We start from the raw sequence: 19310 nt of genomic DNA on the forward strand, positions 1-19310 counted from the left end.
GATGATTGTGAAAGTTGTTTTACCGTTTTCAATTAGACAACACTTTAAATATATTATACCTGATTTTATGCGTCCCATTATTGGGGCGCGTATTTTAGTGCCATTCAATTCAAAAGATGTTGTAGGTATTATAATTGATTTTTATAAAACTAATAGTATCTGTCAATTAAATTTAAAATATGCTAAATCATTAATTGATACTCAATCTCTTTATAGTCCAATTGTTTTAGATATTTTAATTTGGATTAGCAAAAATTATCATTGTCCTGTTGGAAATTTATTGTTTTCTGTTCTACCAAAATGTTTACGTAAAACTTATGTGTTACAAGATATGATGATAAAATGGACAATAACAAAAAAAGGTCAAACATTAGATTTAAATTTTTTAAAAAATAGAAAAAAACAATTATATGCACTACAAACTTTTAGAAAGACTAGTATATTAAATTCTGAATTAAAAAAATACAAATTATCTAAGTTTATTTTAAAAAAATTAGAAAATAAAAAATTATGCAAAATAGATGTGTCAAATAATTGCGTTTTACAAGATACATGTCATATGACAATGAAAAAAAAATTTTTTTTAAATAAAAAAATATTAGTCATAATTAATAACATTTTAAATAAAAAATGTTTTATCTCGTGTTTATTAACAAATATTACTTTATACAATAAAACAAAATTTTATTTAGGTTTAATTAAAACTGTATTATTTAACGGTAAACAAGTGCTAATATTAGTTCCTTATATTAAATATATTAATATAATTGTTATGTTTTTAGAAAAATATTTTAATATTTCTATATATGTTTGTCATGCTAAATTAACTAATAAACAATATTTTACAGTATGGTGGAATATCAAGAATAGTAAATATTCTATTGTGATTGGAACAAATAAAAGTATTTTTTTACCTTTTTTAAAATTAGGTTTAATTATTATTCTTGAAGAACATAGTTTAAAATACAAAAACAAAAATCAATATAGATATCATATTCGCGATTTAGGGATATTAATAGCTTATAAAACAAATATACCTGTTATTTTAGATTCAAATACTCCTTCATTAAAGACATTATACAATATTTTATATAAAAAAAAATGTTTATATATTAGTTTTAATCAATATCATATTTCTGATAAATATAATTATAAAATTATTGATTTAAAAAAAGATAAAATAAAATTTCGTTTATCTTTGACTCTAATTAATTCAATTTATGAAAACTGCAAAAATAAACAAGTATTATTGATTTTTAATAAATTTAGTTTGTTATTTTATATTTTGACATGCAATGAATGTTCGTGGATATTTACATGTTTTATATGCCAAGAAAATATAGAAATAAATGAATATTGTAATATTTTATTCTGTAAATTTTGTTTAATTAAGTTAGAAAAACCAAAATTTTGTTATTCTTGCGGGAGTTTATCTTTAATAATTAAAAATATTCATTTAGAAGAAGTAAAAAATAATATAAAAAATATTTTTCCAAATATTCCATTATTTTTTCTATTTAATAAAAATAAAATTTATAAAAATACATTGAATCAGAATCCTTTTAAAATTTCTTTACCTAATCCTTATATTATTGTAACAACAGAAGAAATTGTAGAAAATTATTATTTTCCTAACGTGCAATTAATTGGTTTAATTTGTATTGATCATTATTATTTTTCGTTTCATTTTCGTTCTATAGAATATTTTTCACAATTTTATCAAAATTTAGATCAATTAACTCGATTTAAAAAAGAATCTTTAACAATCTTGATACAAACATCATTGTCAGATACTTTACATTTTAATAAAATATATAATAATAAGTATTATGATTTTGCTGATAAATTGCTATCTATAAGAAAAAATTTTTTACTGCCACCTTGGAGTTGCCAAAGTATTATTTATGCTGAAAGCATATATTCTGAAGATAATATTATTTTTTTAAATTTAATGCGTAAAATCTTAGAAAAAAAATCCTATGAATATAATATTTTTTTATGGTTTATAGGTCCTTATCATTCTGTAGATCTGAAAAATAAAAAAAAATTTTGTAATCAATTATTAATCGAATGTTCTTCACGTGTTATTTTAAATGCTTTATTAAATATTTCTATTGATATAATCAATATTTTTACTATTTCAAAACGTGTAAAATGGTTTATAGATATTGAACCTAATTAATATAATAATTATTTTTATTAATTGAAGTTATAAACAAATTAGAATAAAATATTTTGATTATAAAAATTAGATTATCAATATAAACACAATTTAATTTGATATAAATAAAAAAATAGAAGGTTTTATGAGTCAATTTAATTTAATTGAAAGATTACGTGATAGAAATTTAGTATCATATATTTCGCATGAAAATAGTTTAAACGAAATACTTCAAAATAACTCTATTTCACTTTATTGTGGTTTTGATCCTACAGATAATAGTTTACATATTGGTCATCTTTTGCCTTTGATTACTTTAAGAAGATTTCAAATATCCGGTCATAAACCTATAGCCCTAATAGGTGGTGCTACCAGTTTAATTGGTGATCCGAGTTTTAAGAAAAAAGAGCGTATTTTTTGTTCTAAAAATAGTATTAATTTATGGACAGAACAAATTAGTAAACAAATTTCTTATTTTTTAGATTTTAACTGCGGAGATAAAAGTGCAGTTTTATTAAACAATAATATGTGGTTCAATGAAATTAATATTTTAACTTTTTTACGTGATGTCGGAAAACATTTTTCGATTAATACTATGATTAATCGAACTGCAGTTAAACAAAGAATAATTAGACCTGATCAAGGTATTTCATTTACAGAATTTTCTTATAATTTATTACAAGCATATGATTTTTTTATTTTACATCAGAAATATAAAGTGTTACTCCAAATTGGAGGAGCAGATCAATGGGGTAATATTTCTTCTGGTATGCATTTGATTTATCGCAAAAACCGAAAAAAAGTTTTTGGTTTAACTATCCCACTTTTAATTCAATCTAATGGAATTAAATTTGGAAAAACAGAATCTGGAACTATATGGTTAAATTCTGATAAAACTAGTCCTTATAAATTTTATCAATTTTGGATGAATATAGATGATTCTAATGTTTATTATTTTTTAAAAATGTTTACTTTTTTAGATATTTTAGAAATTAATCAAAGAGAGAAAGAAAGGCATATTGGAAATAATATTATTTATGACAAATCTTGTCTTGCAAAAAGTATTACTGAATTAGTTCATGGAAAAGAAAATTTATTATCCGTTGAACGTATCACTAATTTTCTTTTTTCAAAAAAAAATATACATATTAAAGAATCTGATTTCGATCAATTAAAACAAGATGGTATACCATCAGAACAAGCACATAATATAAAAGATTTACAAGACGCATTAGTTTTGACTGGATTAGCAAAGTCTCGAACTCAGGCTAAAAATATGATTATTTCAGATTCTATTTCAATTAATCGACAAAAAATAAGAAAAAATCATATTTTTAATAATCAAGATAAATTTTTTGGCAAGTTTACTTTGTTATCTAGAGGTAAAAAAAATCATTCTTTATTGTGCTGGTAACTATTAAAATTAATTGAAAAACTTTCTCCACAACCACAAAATTTTTCTAGTTTATTGTTGTAAAATTTAAATACTTTATTTACATTCTTTGTAATAAAATCTATTTTTAATCCTTCTAATAAAGGCATGTCTTTAGAAAATATATATATTAAAATGTTTTTATAAAAAAAAGTTACTTCTTCTGCATCATTATCTTGTTTACAATCTGAATATTTTACTAATTCCATTATATAACGAAATCCCGCACATCCTGATTTTTTTATTTTTAATCTAATTCCTTTATTATTAGTACTAGAATTAATTAAAAATATCATTTGATTTATAGCATTATCAGTAATAACAATACCGTTCCATGCTGTTTTATTTATTGCATTTATATTTATTGCATATTTTTTCATAATATTCTCTTTGTAAAATATTTTATAAAGAAAAAAATAATAGTATTTAAAAATGTTTTCATTATTATTAAATATTTATAATTTTAAACAATATTTTTTTTATTAATTATTTTTATCATTTTTAATGTTATAATTATTTTATATTTCTATAGAAATATAAATTTTTTATGAAAATTAATTTTGCAAGAAATTACTTATAATATATAAATATTGGGGTAAAAATAATTATATGCAAAATTCAATAGACAAGATAGATTTGTTGAAATCTATTTTATCACTGATATTTATTATTTCTATGGGTGTAATAAGTTTTTTAGTTATTAGACCATTTATATTAGGATTTTCTTGGGCAAGTATGATTGTTATCGCTACTTGGCCACTTATGTTAAAAATACAAAAATTTTTTGGTAGTCAACGTTCTATTGCAGTAATAATGATGATTATCATGTTACTACTTTTGTTTATCATCCCAGTATTTTGTTTAGTAAATAGTTTAATTGCTACAAGCATACCAGTTATACATTGGTTAAGTTCAAATGCGTTAGAATTTCCAGAGTTGGAATGGTTGCAAGATATTCCCTTAATTGGAAAAAAAATATTTCTCAGTTACCAAGAATTATTAGATAGCGATGGAAGAGCTTTAATTCGAGAAATAAAACCTTATATGGGACGTACAACAGAATTTTTTATCATACAAGTTAAAAATTGTGGTTTATTTTTCGTCCATTTAATACTAATGTTATTTTTCAGCGCTTTACTATATTGGAATGGTGAAAAAATTAATGAAATTGTGAAAAAATTTGCATTACGGCTCAGTCAAAATAATGGTTATGCTATTGTTTTATTAGCAACACAAGCTATAAGAGCTGTTGCATTAGGTGTTGCAGTGACAGCTTTAATACAAGCTTTATTATCTGGTATAGGACTGTTAATATCAGGCATTCCTTATTGGGCATTGCTAATGATAATCATTTTTTTTTCTTGTCTCATACAATTAGGACCTTTACCCATTTTAATACCTTCAATTATATGGCTGTATTGGAATAATAATACTACTTGGGGTACAATATTATTAATTTGGAGTAGCTTGGTATTTATTCTCGATCATATACTTAGACCATTTTTTATACGTATCGGATCAGATTTACCTATTTTATTAATTTTATTTGGAGTTATTGGTGGTTTATTGACTTTTGGTATGATTGGTTTATTTATTGGACCAGTTGTATTAGTTATATTTTATCGATTGATAATATCATGGATATATGGTATTTCAATCGCATCTTTTTTAGAAAAAAATACATTATTAAAAATAAATAAATAAATATATTAATAATTCAATGAGATTAATTTTTTAAATGCAATATAATCTAAATTATGATATATGCAAAAATTATTTTTTTATACGTAATATTAATAAAAAATTATTATAATATACTATTTTTTAAAGATTTAATTTATGTTTATTTCTATTTAAAATTTCTATTATATTATACTATTAATAATTCTTCTCCCTAATATATGACACTTTTCTATAAAGTATTAAAAACTATTAGAAATTAAATTTGTACTAATTAATTTTTTCATGATTTTATCATATCTTGCTATTCTTTCCAGAATAAAAAATTCATTTAGAGAATAAAATGAAAAAAACAGATGAACTACGTACAATACGAATTGATCCATTAATTACTCCAGCTGAATTGGCTAAGAAATATGCTATTACTTCAGAGATTATGGATACTGTTATCGCAACAAGACAAAATATTGCTCGTATCATGACTGGAAAAGATTTGCGATTACTTGTTGTTATAGGTCCATGTTCGGTTCATGATCCTATTGCCGCAGTAGAATATGCTCATCGATTATATGAATTACGATTAAAATATAAAGAACGTCTTGAAATTATCATGCGTACATATTTTGAAAAACCAAGAACAGTAGTTGGATGGAAAGGATTAATTTCAGACCCAGATTTAAATGGCAGTTTTAGAGTCAATCATGGATTAGCTATTGCTCGAAAATTACTATTAGATATCAATTCAATAGGAGTACCTGCAGCAACAGAATTTCTTGATATAGTTATCGGTCAATTTATTGCAGATTTAATTAGTTGGGGTGCTATTGGAGCTAGAACCACTGAAAGTCAAATTCATAGAGAAATGGCTTCTGGTCTTTCCTGTCCAGTAGGATTTAAAAATGGTACTGATGGAAATATACGAATTGCTATTGATGCTATTCGTGCAGCAAAAGTAAAACATTTATTTTTAGCTCCTAATAAAAATGGTCAAATGACAATTAATCACACTAGTGGAAATCCATATGGCCATATAATCATGCGAGGTGGTCGTATTCCTAATTATCATGCTAATGATATTAATTCAGCTATAAATAATTTACGTGAATTTAATTTATCAGAATATTTAATGGTTGATTTTAGTCATGGTAATTGTTTGAAAGAACATATTCGTCAAAAAGATGTTGCTAAATCTATTGCACATCAAATTTTTAATGGCTCTAAAGCAATATTTGGTGTCATGATCGAAAGCTTTTTAGAAGAAGGTTTTCAAACAGTAGAAAAAAACCAATCATTAATATATGGAAAATCAATTACGGATGCTTGTTTAAATTGGAAAGACAGTGCTTTAATTATTCGACAATTAGCTGATGCTGTAGATGCTCGTTTTTAATTTATATGCTAGTCAAATATTTTGACTAGCATAATTCAGTTTAATTAAAAATTATTTTATATGTTTTTTAATATATAATTATTGTATTTTAATATATAAAATATTTTTTTATAAATAATTATTTTTTTTAAATTGATAATTGAATTATCAAATTAATAATATTTTGATTAAGGACTTAATAGAATGCCTGTAATAAGATTTTGCGATGGAAGTCAACAGGTGTACGAGAATTCTATTGCATTAATAGAAATTATTAAAAATAAATATCCTAATATCATTAAGTCTCTTATTGCAATTTCTATAAATAATCATTTTGCTAATTTAAATTTTATAATCACACAAGATTCTATTGTAAAATTCATCAGCAAACAAGACTCTCAAGCATTAGATATTATTCGGTATTCTTGTGCACAACTTTTAAGTTATGCTATAAAAAATATATGGCCATATGGGAAAATTGCTGAAATTAATATTTCAAAGGATGGTTTTTATTGTGATATAGATTTGAAAGATCAGATTACCATTAAAGATCTTTTAATATTAGAAAATCAAATGAAACTTTTGATTAAAAAAAAATATGATATTGTAAATAAGTTTGTTTCTCATTCTAAAGCTAAAAAAATATTTCAAGCATATAATGAAACATATAAAATATTTTTTATAAATAATAGTGTTGATCCTAATATTAATGTTTCTTTATATTATCATGAAAATTATGTAGATTTTGATATTGGCATGCAAGTATATAATATAAAATTTTGTGATCATTTTAAATTGCAAAATATAGGAGGTGTTTATTGGAAAGGAAATAAAAAAAATAAGATGTTACAACGTATTTATGGTACCGCTTGGTCTAATCAAGAAGAATTGAAAAAACATCTAAAATACTTAAATGAATTAGACAAAAGAGATCACAGAAAGATTGGGAAACATCTTGAGTTATATCATATGCAAGAAGAATCTCCAGGTATGATTTTTTGGCACGATAAAGGTTGGATTATTTTTAATGAATTACAAAATTTTGTACGATTAAAATTAAAAGAATATCAGTATGAAGAAGTTAAAACACCGTTGTTGATAGATAAATCAATATGGGAGAAAAGCGGACACTGGGATAATTATAAAAATGCGATTTTTACGACGTTATCAGAACATCGAGAATATTGTATTAAACCTATGAACTGTCCTGGTCATCTGCAAATTTTTAATAGTAAATTAAAATCTTATCGAGATTTACCTATTCGTATGGCAGAATTTGGTAGTTGTCATCGCAATGAACCTTCAGGGTCTTTACATGGTCTTATGCGTGTACGTAATTTTACGCAAGATGATGCGCATATATTTTGTACGCGAGAACAAGTACGTACTGAAATTAATGATTGTATTAAAATGATATATGATTTATATAGTATATTTAATTTTAAAAAAATATTAGTTAAATTATCTACACGTCCAGATAAACGCATTGGAACTGATATTTTATGGGATGAAGCAGAAAAAGATTTATCTGATATGCTAATAAAAAATCATTTATCATTTGAATATCAATTAGGAGAAGGCGCTTTTTATGGGCCTAAAATTGAATTTATTTTACAAGATTCTTTAGATAGAAATTGGCAATGTGGAACAATTCAACTTGATTTTTATTTACCATTACGTTTAAATTCATTTTATATCAATAAAGACAATGAACGTCAAGTTCCTATTATGATTCATCGTGCAATACTAGGTTCAATAGAACGTTTTATTGGTATATTAATTGAAGAATCTTCAGGGAATTTACCAACATGGTTATCTCCAATACAAGTAGTTTGCGTAAGTGTTGCAAATGTTAATGACAAATATATTAAAAAATTGATTAAAAAATTTTCTAGTAGTAATATTCGTATAAAATCAGATTTAAGAAACGAAAAAATAGGTTTTAAAATTCGAGAACATATATTACATAAAATACCCTATATTATTATTTGCGGTGAAAAAGAAATTAATTCTAAAAAAATATCTGTGCGTAATAGAAAAGGTAAGAATTTTAATATGATTGATGTTAATGTTTTTATTGAAAAGTTACGAAATGAAATCATAAATCGTGATTTTCATCAAATGGAGGAATAAAGTATTAAAGGTGGAAAAAGAATGCAATTAATACGTCCTAATCGAATTAACAGTGAAATACGTGCTGTTAAAGTTCGTCTAACAGGAATAGATGGTAATCAAATTGGGATAGTTAATTTACGTGAAGCTTTAGAAAAATCTGAAGCATTAGGATTGGATTTAGTAGAAATTAGTCCGAATGCTGAGCCTCCTGTTTGTCGTATTATGGATTATGGAAAATTTCTTTATGAAAAAAGTAAATCTTCTAAGGAGCAAAAAAAGAAACAAAAAATCATTCAAATAAAAGAAATAAAATTTCGACCTGGAACAGATGAAAGTGATTATCAAGTTAAATTGCGTAATTCAATACGATTTTTAGAATATGGTGATAAAGTAAAAATTACTCTTCGATTTAGGGGTCGTGAAATGGCTCATCAAAAAATTGGTATCAATGTTTTAAATCGTATTAAACATGATTTAACTGATTTAGCTATTGTAGAATCGTTTCCATTAAAAATTGAAGGTCGTCAAATGATAATGATTTTAGCTCCTAAGAAAAAATAGTGTTAATACACCAATTATATTTTCTTTTTATAATTTTAAATGAAATAGTTTATGCCAAAAATTAAAACTTTAAAAAGTGCAGCTAAACGTTTTAAAAAAACTGCATCTGGTAAATTTAAACGTAAACAAGCAAATTTACGTCATATTTTAACAAAAAAAACAACACATAAAAAACGTCATCTTCGTTCTAAGATTCTAGTATCTAAAGGAGATGTAGATAGAGTTAAATCTTTTTTACCATATGTATAAAAATTTATTTTATTAAGATTTTGCAAATAGGAGAGCATACATGGCTCGTGTTAAACGTGGCGTCATTGCACATGCTCGTCACAAAAAAATCTTAAAACAAGCAAAAGGCTATTATGGAGCTCGTTCACGTATTTATAGAGTTGCATGTCAGGCAGTGACTAAAGCTGGTCAATATGCATATCGTGATAGACGACAAAAGAAAAGACAATTTCGTCAATTATGGATTTCACGTATTAATGCCGCTGTTCGTCAAAGTCAAATGTCTTATAGTAATTTTATTTTTGGTTTAAAAAAATCTTCGATTAATATTGATCGAAAAATATTATCTGATATTGCAATATGTGATATTTTTTCATTTAATCAATTAGTTGAGCGAGCAAAAAAAGCTTTGTTATAAATATTGAATTATAATATATTAAGAGGGGACAACTTATCTCCCCTCCAGTTAGATCAATTAATAATATTATATACAATATTTTGTATTATATCTAAATGCGTTATATTTCATATAAAAAAATAAGCTTCCTGTTTTTGGAAGCTTTTTATTATATGTTTCATTGCAATTTTATCAAAATAAAAAACAAAAAAAATGTTAAATTTAAATAAATTATTTAAACAAATTAAAATAGATATCAAAAAGACTAAAACTATTGTCGAATTAGATCAAATTAAAATTAAATACTTAGGAAAAAAAGGGATTTTAACGGAATATATAAAAAATTTAAAAAATTTTTCGTGTATAGATAAAAAAAAATATAGTATTATTAATCAAAAAAAACAAGAAATTATTAAGAATATTAAACAACATAGTCAATATTTAACTGAAATGATATTAGAAACAAGAATAAAAAAAGAAAAAATTGATGTTTCTTTACCTGGTCGTCGTTGTAATAATGGCTGTTTACATCCTATAACACAAACAATGAATTATATTAAAAATTTTTTTTTTACATTAGGTTTTCAATCAATTAATGGTCTAGAAATAGAAGATGAATATCACAATTTTGATGCTTTAAATATTCCTAAGAATCATCCTGCTCGTAATAGTCATGATACTTTTTGGTTTGACTCTAATAGATTATTAAGAACTCATACTTCAAATATGCAAATTCGTATCATGAAATCAGAAAAACCACCAATTCGATGTATTTTTCCAGGTAAAGTGTATCGGCATGATTACGATATCACACATACTCCTATGTTTCATCAAATTGAAGGTTTAATAGTTGATAAAAATATTACTTTTTCTAATTTAAAATGGATAATATACAATTTTTTATATTATTTCTTTGGAAAGAAAGTATCTATTCAATTTCGTCCATCCTATTTTCCTTTTACTACACCTTCTGCAGAAGTAGATATTATCAATCAAAATACTTTACAAACATTAGAAATATTAGGTTGTGGAATGGTGCATCCGAATGTATTAACAAATGTTAATATTGATCCAAATATATATTCTGCTTGTGCATTTGGCATAGGTGTGGAACGTATGACGATGTTACGTTATGAAATATATGATATTCGATCTTTTTTTGATAATGATTTAAGATTTTTAAATCAATTTAAATATAATTAGTGAGATAAAATGAAATTTAGTGAAAAATGGTTACGTGAATGGATCAAAATTAAAATTGATAGTAATACATTATGTGAACAAATTGCTAACTCTGGCATTGAAGTAGAGTATATTCAAGAATTTAATCCAATGTTTACTGATGTTTATGTAGGTAAAATAGTTGAATGTACTATTGATTCTAAATCTAATAATTATAAAATAGTTAAAGTTGATATAGGTCAGGAAAAATTATTAAATATTGTATGTCGAGCAGCGAATTGTCGTTATGGAATTAAAGTGGCAGTAGCTACTATTGGTGCTATTTTACCAGATAATATTACCATTAAAAAAAAAATAATACATAACCAATTATCAGAAGGAATGTTATGTTCTTTTTATGAATTAGGAATATTTTCTCAAAATGATCAAATTATTGAATTACCTCAAGACACTACTTTGGGTATGAATGTTTATGATTATTTATTATTAAAAGATAAAATTATTAAAATTTCTACTACGTCAAATCGCCCAGATGGATTAAGCATTTTAGGCATCTCACGAAATATATCAGCTATAAATAATTTTAAACAGCCAGATTTAAAAAATATATCAGTACCTATTCATTTAACGAAACAAATAGATATTAATATTGAAGCAAAAAAAGAATGTAGATGTTTTTTAGGAAAAATGATTAATAATATTAACGTTAATATAGATACTCCTTTATGGATGAAAAAAAAATTATTTTTTTCTGATATGTTATCTGAAAATATTATTACTAATATTATTAATTATATATTAATCGAAATCGGACAACCTTTAAATATCTTTAATTCAGATAACATAGATGATAATCATATCATTATTCGTATGGCAAAAAATCAAGAAAATATTATTTTGAAAAATAATATTACAATAAAATTAAATAAAAATATATTAGTGTTTGCTGATAAAAATAAAATATTATCTCTTCCTGGTAATATTCATACTATTTATGCTGATATTAATCAAAAAACTAAAAATATATTTTTAAGTTCTGCTATCATCAATAAAAAATCAATTGATAATATTTCAAAAACAATAAATTCTAATAAAATATTAGAATATTATAACTATGGTATCGATCCATCTCTACAAAAATATGCTATAGAATATGCTACTAAATTAATTTTAAATATATGTGGAGGTCAATCTAGCGTCATTAATTATAAAAAAATTAATACATTATTGTATCAAAATTATTCGATTAGATTATATTATAAAACATTGAAAAAAATCACAGGTATTAATTTTAAAGATACAACTATTTCTAATATTTTATATAATCTTAATTATAAATACGATTTTCAGAAACATTTTTGGGATGTAGTTCCTCCTAGTTGGCGTTTTGATATATTAATAGAAGAAGATGTCATTAGTGATATTTTAAGAATATATGGCTATAATAATATTTTTTTGCATCCATTAAAAGAAGATTTAAACTATAATAAAAAAAATGAATTAACAGATTTTTTATTAAAAAAATCTGCTATTATATTAATTAATAAAGGATATCATGAAGTTATAAATTATAGTTTTATTGATCCAAAAATAGAAAAGTTACTTTTTAAAAATAAAAAAAATATTTTAGTTGCCAATCCTATTTCTCAAGATATGTCATGTATGCGTTCATCATTATGGCCTGGTTTACTTAAAAATATTTCTCATAATAAAAACCGTCAACAAAAAAGTATACGTATTTTTGAAAGTGGATTATGTTTTTCAATAAATGAAAAGGATAACCTTGGAATTAAACAAGAATTTTTATTAGCAGCAGCAATTAGTGGAGACTATTTTTCAGAACATTGGTTGTTTAAAATGAGAAAAATGGATTTTTATGATTTGAAAGGTGATTTGGAATTGATATTAGATTCAATATGTGAATTGAATAATATAGAATTTAGACGTGAAAAAATCCTTGGCTTACATCCTGAGCAAAGTGCATCTATATATTTTCAGAATAATATGATTGGAAAAATTGGAGCAATTGATCCGAGATTAGAAAATAAGTTAAATGTTGATAGTGCTACATTTTTATTTGAAATATCATTAAAATATTTTTTTAATATTATTAAAAAATCAAAATTTCAAGATATTTCAAAATTTCCTACAATACGACGAGACATTTCAATATTAATATCAGATGACATTATCATTCATGATGTTATTAAAATATGTCAAGATTTTTTTATAAATCAAAACGTAGAAGTAAATCTATTTGATGTATATTCTTATCAAGAGTTATTAAATAAGAAAAAAAGTTTAGGTATTAGTTTTATTTTTCAAAATTATCAAAGAACTTTACAAGATAATGAAATTAATTTAATGATTCATGATTGTATAGGAGTATTAAAAAAGAAATTTCAAGTGATGTTAAGGAAATAAAGTTATGGTATTAACAAAAGCTGAAATTGTAGAACACTTATTTGAAAAATTTCATCTAACTAAACGAGATTCTAAAATATTAGTAGAATTTTTTTTTGAAGAAATTCGAAAATCTTTAGAGAAAGGAGAAGATGTAAAACTATCTGGATTTGGTAATTTTTACGTTAAAAATAAAAATTCTCGACCTGGCAGAAATCCTAAAACAGGAGAAGATTTTTTAATTAAAGCTAGGCAAGTTGTCACTTTTAAAGCAGGTCGAAAATTAAAAGATAAAATTGATAATTTTTTAATAAAAAAAATATGAAATTTTTATATTGTATATTAGTAATTTAAACATAAAATAATTATTTCTAATTTTTTCTTTTATTTTTAACGAAATTATCTATATTTTTTATTAATTAACAATTTTTAGTTATTTTCAATCGCAATTCATAGATTAATTAGTAGTATATTTTATATTATTTTTCAATATTATTAATGACATTAATCTAGCAATTTAATTAATTTAAATGATGTATAATAAATTTTATTCAAATAATATACATAACTACATCTAAATAAGATTAATACAAAATATTATCTCTTCAGAAAAAATAAATTTAAATTAATATTTATATGAATATGTTTGTTAATAATCAGGTTTGTATAAAATATTTTATTATTAATTATATAAATATTATTTTCTGAAATTGTATTTCCTATAATGTAATAGATTATTGTATAGATGATTAATTATTTTATAAAATTTTTTATTTCTAATTTTTTATATAAAATATTTATGAATAAATTTTATCTTATTATAGTATACATTGTAAAATTATATTTTAATTTTATGTTTATGAAATTTATAGATTTATTAAATTATAAGATAAATTATATCACATGAATCATCTAATTATTAACAGATATAATCTGTTACATTTTTTTGATATCATACATATGATATTATATGATTAAATAAAATAATAATATTATAGTAATACTGTTAATATTTTATATATATTTTAATTATTCAAATAATTATAACAATATATAATTTAATAATTTTTTCTCAATCAATTTTAATTATATTAGTATTTTTTAATTCGTATAAATATTATACGTATTTATGCCATTCTCATCAATTAATATTTTTAAACTATGTAATTTTATATATCTTAAAATAAATTCGTGTTATATATTTTTAAAGAAAATTTTTTTGAAAATTTTATATAAAGATTTTGGAGAAAAAATGCATTTTAAACTTTTACATCAAGATGGAAATGCAAGATATGGTTGTTTTAATTTTAAACAAGAAATAATAGAAACTCCTATTTTTATGCCAGTTGGAACTTATGGAGCTGTTAAAAGTATTAGTACAAATGAGATTAAAAATACAGGTAGTAAAATTATTTTAGCTAATGCATTTCATTTATTTTTACGGCCTGGTCAAGATATTATTAAAATACATGGCACATTGCATAAGTTTATGAATTGGCCGGGTCCTATTCTAACTGATTCTGGAGGTTTTCAAGTTTTCAGTCTTTCTCGTTTTTGTAAAATTAATAAAGAAGGAGTGTTATTTAAAAACCATATTAATGGAAAAAATTTTTTCTTAAACCCCGAAATATCTATGAATATTCAATTAAATTTAGGTTCTGATATTGTTATGGTCTTTGATGAATGTATAGAATATACTAATAATTGGCAAAAAACTAAAGATTCTATGAAAAGATCATTAGAATGGGCAAAAAAAAGTCGTTTTTATTTTGATTTATCTAAAAATAAAAATTTATTATTCGGTATTATTCATGGAGGAATATATCCAGAGTTACGTGAAATTTCTCTTAAAGAATTAATAAAAATCGATTTTGATGGATATGCATTAGGTGGGTTAGCTGTAGGTGAGTCAAAATACGAAATGTATAAAATATTACAATATATTTGTCCTCAAATACCAAAAAATAAACCACGTTATTTAATGGGAGTAGGTAAACCTGAAGATTTAGTAGAGGGAGTGAAGCATGGTATAGATATGTTTGATTGTGTAATTCCTACTCGCAATGCCAGAAATGGATATTTATTTGTAACAAATGGTATAATTAAAATCAGAAATAAAAAATATGAAAAAGATTTATCGTCTTTAGATAATACTTGCTCTTGTTATACTTGTAAAAATTACACTCGTTCTTATTTACATCATTTAGATTCTTGTAATGAGATATTAGGTGCGCGTTTAAATACCATTCATAATTTACATTATTATCAAACATTAATGTCAAACATAAGACAAGCAATAAAAAATAATACTTTTCATCAATTTCAATTAAATTTTTATAACCAAAAGAAAAATCTTATCAATAAATATCAAGGACAATAAAATGAATTTTTTAATTCAAAATGCTAATGCTTTTATGACTGAATCTTCAGGAAACCACAATTCATATTCTTTTATATTTATGATTATTGTATTTTTATTAGTATTTTATTTTTTTATTTTTCGTCCACAACAAAAAAAAGATAAAGAACATACTAATCTTATGAACTCTCTTATGAAAGGGGATGAAGTTATAACTACTAGTGGTTTATTAGGACGTATTAATAAAGTTACACAAAATGGATATATTTTTCTACAATTAAATGAAACAACTGAAGTTTTAATTAAAAAAGATTTTATAGCATCATTATTACCTAAAGGCACTTTAAAATCTTTATGATATTTATTTTATTAATGATTTTAGTATAAATAAGAAAAATCTGCTATTTTAAAAATCAATTCTTTAAAACGATTTAATAAAATTAATCGATTTAAAAAAATTTTAGTATTATCATGATGTATTTTGACTTTATCAAAAAAATGATATATAGGTTGTTCTAGATCTGCAATTTTTAAAAAAATATCTTCATATTTTTGTTCCAAAAATAAATTTTTTGTATGTATATATAGATTATTAATTTGATTAAATAGCATTATTTCTTCTTCTTTTTCCATTAATTGAGTATTTATTTCAGTATTAAGTGTTTGATTTGCTTTATCTAAAATATTTATCACTCTTTTAATGCATAACATCACTAACTTTGAATTTTTTGATTTTTGAAAAATAGATATTGCTTGTATTCTTTTATGAATATCTATTGGTTGTGTTAATTTATACGACAATACTGATTGAATAATTTTTTTATTATATCCATTTTCTTGATACCAGTAAAATAATCTTGATATAAAAAATTCAATAATTTGGTTAGATACATTTGAATTCTTGATGTATTTTGTATTATATAAAGATAAACTATTGTTAATTAGTTCTTTTAAATCTAATGATATGTTTTTTTCTATAATAATACGTAGTATTGCAATAGCTAAACGTCTTAATGCAAATGGATCTTTATTTGAACTAGGAATATTTCCAATATAAAACATACCTGATAAAGTATCTATTTTATCAGCAATAGATAATGCAGAACCTATAGGAGTTATTGGTAGTTTATCTCCTGAAAATGCAGGTAGATATTGTTCTTCAATAGCAAGAGCAATATCTTTTTTTTCTTTATTTTCTAATGCATAATACATTCCTATTGTACCTTGTAATTCTGGAAATTCACATACAATATTTGTTAAAAGATCACATTTTGATAATATTGCTGCTCTATTTGCATCTTCTAAATTTTCTGAATAATGTTGAATAATCCATCTTATTAAGTATTGAATACGTAATGTTTTTTCATACAATGAACCAAGATTATTGTGAAATAATACATTTTTTAGAGAAATTAAATGATTTTCTAATATTGTTTTTCTATCGTTTTGTAGAAAAAATTCAATATCTGAAAGTCTAGAATGCATAACTTTTTCATTATCTGCAATAATCATTGTTGATTTTTTTGACTGGATATTAGATACAAATACAAAATATGGCATTATAGAATGATTAATATTGTATATTGGAAAACATTTTTGTTGTTTTTCTATTATATATTTTAATATTTTTTTAGGTATTTTAAGGAATTTTTTTGAAAAAGTTGCTAATAGTATAACAGGTGATTCTACTAGATTAGTTACTTCATCAATGAGAATATTATTTTGTTCAATATAACCATCAATTGTTTTTATAGTTTCTTTGATATTTTTTATAATTATTTTTTTACGAGCTATATAATCAGCAAGAATATTTTGTTTTTTCAATAAAATATCAGGATATTCTTTGCCATGATTTATAATAATTTTATCTTCTTTGTAAGCAATGTGATTATGTAAAATCCGATTAGTATTGATATTAAATATTTTTCCTGAAATAATTTGATGATCCAATAATATTACAATATTACGAATAGGACGAAAAAATTTTTGATTACTCACTTCCCAACGCATTGGTGCTATGAAATAATTTTTTTTAAGTGCGGATTCAGTTATTTTAGGTATTAAGGATTCTATTTGCTCTTGTTGTTGTTTTTTTTTATATAATAACCATTCACCTTTTTTATTTTTTAAACGCACAGTATCTTGTATATTAATTTTATAATATTTTAACCAAGAAATAGCTGCTGCAGTTAAACACCCATTTTTATCATAAGACTGAATAATAGATGGACCTCTTTTTTCGATTTCTATATACTGATTTTCTGTATTCATATCTTCAATTTTTAATGCCAATCTTCTTGGTGTAGAAAAACATAAAATATTTTTATAGCGAATATTCAATATGTTTAATTCAGTGATAAAATTTTTATAGAAATTAAGAGATATATTATTAAGTAATCTAGAGGGTAATTCTTCAGTACCTATTTCAATTAATAGTGTTTGTGTTTTCATTTTTTTCTCTTGTGTGAATGCATAAAGGAAAACCTAATTGTTCTCTTTGATTTAAATATTTTTTTGCAATTTGAGTAGTTAATTTACGAATACGTAAAATATAATTTTGTCTTTCATTGGCTGATATAACTTTTCTTGCATCTAGTAAATTAAATATATGATTTGCTTGTAAAATATTTTCATATGCAACTAATAATAATGGTTTTGTTAACTTAATTAATTGTTTTGATTCTAGTATATATTGTTCAAAAGTGTAAAATAAAAAATCAATGTTAGAATATTGAAAATTATATTTAGATTGTTCGATTTCATTTTGTTGAAAGATATCACCATAAGTAATTTTTTTATTATTATGTATATTCCAAATAACATTATAGATATTAGATTTTTTTTGTATATGCATAGCCAGTCGTTCTAAACCATATGTTATTTCAACTGTTATAGGATTACATTCCAATCCACCAACTTGTTGAAAATAAGTGAATTGAGTAACTTCTATACCATTTAACCAAACTTCCCAACCAATACCCCATGCTCCTAATGTAGGATTTTCCCAATTATCTTCTACAAAACGTATATCATTTATTTTTTCATTAATATTTAATAAATTTAATGAATGTAAATAAAGATTCTGAATATCGTCTAAAGGTGGTTTCATAATAACTTGAAATTGATAATAATGTTGCAGTCGATTGGGATTGTCTCCATATCTTCCATCTAAAGGTCGACGACAAGCTTGTATATATGCTGCACGTATTGGCTCTGGTCCAATAGTTCCTAAAAAAGTTTTTTGATGAAATGTTCCTGCACCAATTGGCAAATCTAATGATTGAAAAATAGTACATCCTTGTTGTAACCAGTATTTTTGTAAAATATCAATTAAATGATAAAAATCATTACAATTATGTTTCATGTTATATCCAGATATAGAAATATATATTCTTTTCTATAATTATTCTTAATAATAGTTAA

General features: G+C 23.1%; 16 protein-coding genes. 13 read left to right on the plus strand and 3 right to left on the minus strand.

Annotated elements, in window-relative coordinates:
* The first annotated feature begins 1 nt into the window (after position 1).
* Positions 2–2182: a replication restart helicase PriA gene (gene priA, locus GUU85_RS00550; RefSeq protein ID WP_254056370.1), complete on the plus strand. Its 2181-nt coding sequence runs from the start codon at positions 2–4 to the stop codon at positions 2180–2182.
* A gap of 124 nt (positions 2183–2306) precedes the next feature.
* A complete protein-coding gene (gene tyrS, locus GUU85_RS00555; RefSeq protein WP_163118983.1) occupies positions 2307–3575 on the plus strand; it encodes a tyrosine--tRNA ligase in 1269 nt (422 codons plus the stop codon).
* Here tyrS and GUU85_RS00560 read toward each other — a convergent pair.
* Positions 3554–3973: an iron-sulfur cluster assembly accessory protein gene (locus GUU85_RS00560; protein ID WP_163118985.1), complete on the minus strand. Its 420-nt coding sequence runs from the start codon at positions 3971–3973 to the stop codon at positions 3554–3556. The two genes, tyrS and GUU85_RS00560, sit on opposite strands and share 22 nt — an antisense overlap.
* A 229-nt stretch (positions 3974–4202) precedes the next feature.
* Here GUU85_RS00560 and ydiK point away from each other — a divergent pair, with 229 nt between their 5' ends.
* The 11 genes from ydiK (at position 4203) to yajC (ending at position 16245) form a co-directional block, all read left to right on the plus strand.
* Positions 4203–5297 carry an AI-2E family transporter YdiK gene (ydiK, locus tag GUU85_RS00565; protein ID WP_163118987.1) on the plus strand — a complete coding sequence of 365 codons (1095 nt, stop codon included), beginning with the start codon at positions 4203–4205 and terminating at the stop codon, positions 5295–5297.
* Positions 5298–5616: 319 nt separating this feature from the next.
* The gene (locus GUU85_RS00570; RefSeq protein ID WP_163118989.1) at positions 5617–6663 is read left to right on the plus strand and encodes a 3-deoxy-7-phosphoheptulonate synthase; all 1047 of its coding nucleotides are present in this window, start codon (positions 5617–5619) and stop codon (positions 6661–6663) included.
* A 183-nt stretch (positions 6664–6846) separates the two neighbouring features.
* Positions 6847–8775, plus strand: coding sequence for a threonine--tRNA ligase (thrS, locus tag GUU85_RS00575; protein ID WP_163118991.1), 1929 nt, complete (start codon positions 6847–6849; stop codon positions 8773–8775).
* A gap of 3 nt (positions 8776–8778) precedes the next feature.
* Complete coding sequence (gene infC / locus GUU85_RS00580) at positions 8779–9318, plus strand: translation initiation factor IF-3 (protein WP_163119760.1); 540 nt, start codon at positions 8779–8781, stop codon at positions 9316–9318.
* Positions 9319–9369: 51 nt separating this feature from the next.
* Positions 9370–9567 (plus strand): 50S ribosomal protein L35, encoded by a 198-nt coding sequence (gene rpmI / locus GUU85_RS00585; protein WP_163118993.1) that lies wholly within the window; start codon positions 9370–9372, stop codon positions 9565–9567.
* 40 nt (positions 9568–9607) lie between these two features.
* Entirely contained in the window at positions 9608–9964 is a 357-nt protein-coding gene (gene rplT / locus GUU85_RS00590) for a 50S ribosomal protein L20 (RefSeq protein ID WP_163118994.1), read from the plus strand.
* A 192-nt stretch (positions 9965–10156) separates the two neighbouring features.
* Positions 10157–11146, plus strand: coding sequence for a phenylalanine--tRNA ligase subunit alpha (gene pheS / locus GUU85_RS00595; RefSeq protein ID WP_163118995.1), 990 nt, complete (start codon positions 10157–10159; stop codon positions 11144–11146).
* Positions 11147–11155: 9 nt separating this feature from the next.
* The gene (pheT, locus tag GUU85_RS00600) at positions 11156–13549 is read left to right on the plus strand and encodes a phenylalanine--tRNA ligase subunit beta (RefSeq protein ID WP_163118996.1); all 2394 of its coding nucleotides are present in this window, start codon (positions 11156–11158) and stop codon (positions 13547–13549) included.
* Positions 13550–13553: 4 nt separating this feature from the next.
* Positions 13554–13853 (plus strand): integration host factor subunit alpha, encoded by a 300-nt coding sequence (locus GUU85_RS00605; RefSeq protein ID WP_163118997.1) that lies wholly within the window; start codon positions 13554–13556, stop codon positions 13851–13853.
* Positions 13854–14780: 927 nt separating this feature from the next.
* Complete coding sequence (gene tgt, locus GUU85_RS00610; RefSeq protein WP_163119762.1) at positions 14781–15908, plus strand: tRNA guanosine(34) transglycosylase Tgt; 1128 nt, start codon at positions 14781–14783, stop codon at positions 15906–15908.
* 1 nt (position 15909) lies between these two features.
* Positions 15910–16245, plus strand: a complete 336-nt coding sequence (gene yajC, locus GUU85_RS00615; RefSeq protein ID WP_163118998.1) for a preprotein translocase subunit YajC — start codon at positions 15910–15912, stop codon at positions 16243–16245.
* A gap of 20 nt (positions 16246–16265) precedes the next feature.
* Here yajC and glyS read toward each other — a convergent pair whose 3' ends face one another.
* Both glyS and glyQ read right to left on the minus strand, forming a co-directional pair.
* Entirely contained in the window at positions 16266–18338 is a 2073-nt protein-coding gene (gene glyS / locus GUU85_RS00620) for a glycine--tRNA ligase subunit beta (RefSeq protein WP_163118999.1), read from the minus strand.
* Complete coding sequence (gene glyQ / locus GUU85_RS00625) at positions 18313–19251, minus strand: glycine--tRNA ligase subunit alpha (protein WP_163119001.1); 939 nt, start codon at positions 19249–19251, stop codon at positions 18313–18315. Before glyQ ends, glyS begins: the two co-directional genes overlap by 26 nt.
* Between the last annotated feature and the right edge of the window lie 59 nt (positions 19252–19310).

This window comes from Buchnera aphidicola (Uroleucon sonchi), from assembly GCF_011035165.1.
Classification (GTDB): domain Bacteria; phylum Pseudomonadota; class Gammaproteobacteria; order Enterobacterales; family Enterobacteriaceae; genus Buchnera; species Buchnera aphidicola_BE.

Coding starts and splice junctions, on each gene's coding strand:
- ydiK (WP_163118987.1), top strand. CDS start 4,203: ATGCAAAATTCAATAGACAAGATAGATTTGTTGAAATCTATTTTATCA.
- pheS (WP_163118995.1), top strand. CDS start 10,157: ATGTTAAATTTAAATAAATTATTTAAACAAATTAAAATAGATATCAAA.
- rpmI (WP_163118993.1), top strand. CDS start 9,370: ATGCCAAAAATTAAAACTTTAAAAAGTGCAGCTAAACGTTTTAAAAAA.
- tgt (WP_163119762.1), top strand. CDS start 14,781: ATGCATTTTAAACTTTTACATCAAGATGGAAATGCAAGATATGGTTGT.
- GUU85_RS00560 (WP_163118985.1), bottom strand. CDS start 3,973: ATGAAAAAATATGCAATAAATATAAATGCAATAAATAAAACAGCATGG.
- glyQ (WP_163119001.1), bottom strand. CDS start 19,251: ATGAAACATAATTGTAATGATTTTTATCATTTAATTGATATTTTACAA.
- thrS (WP_163118991.1), top strand. CDS start 6,847: ATGCCTGTAATAAGATTTTGCGATGGAAGTCAACAGGTGTACGAGAAT.
- GUU85_RS00570 (WP_163118989.1), top strand. CDS start 5,617: ATGAAAAAAACAGATGAACTACGTACAATACGAATTGATCCATTAATT.
- rplT (WP_163118994.1), top strand. CDS start 9,608: ATGGCTCGTGTTAAACGTGGCGTCATTGCACATGCTCGTCACAAAAAA.
- yajC (WP_163118998.1), top strand. CDS start 15,910: ATGAATTTTTTAATTCAAAATGCTAATGCTTTTATGACTGAATCTTCA.
- pheT (WP_163118996.1), top strand. CDS start 11,156: ATGAAATTTAGTGAAAAATGGTTACGTGAATGGATCAAAATTAAAATT.
- glyS (WP_163118999.1), bottom strand. CDS start 18,338: ATGAAAACACAAACACTATTAATTGAAATAGGTACTGAAGAATTACCC.
- GUU85_RS00605 (WP_163118997.1), top strand. CDS start 13,554: ATGGTATTAACAAAAGCTGAAATTGTAGAACACTTATTTGAAAAATTT.
- tyrS (WP_163118983.1), top strand. CDS start 2,307: ATGAGTCAATTTAATTTAATTGAAAGATTACGTGATAGAAATTTAGTA.
- priA (WP_254056370.1), top strand. CDS start 2: ATGATTGTGAAAGTTGTTTTACCGTTTTCAATTAGACAACACTTTAAA.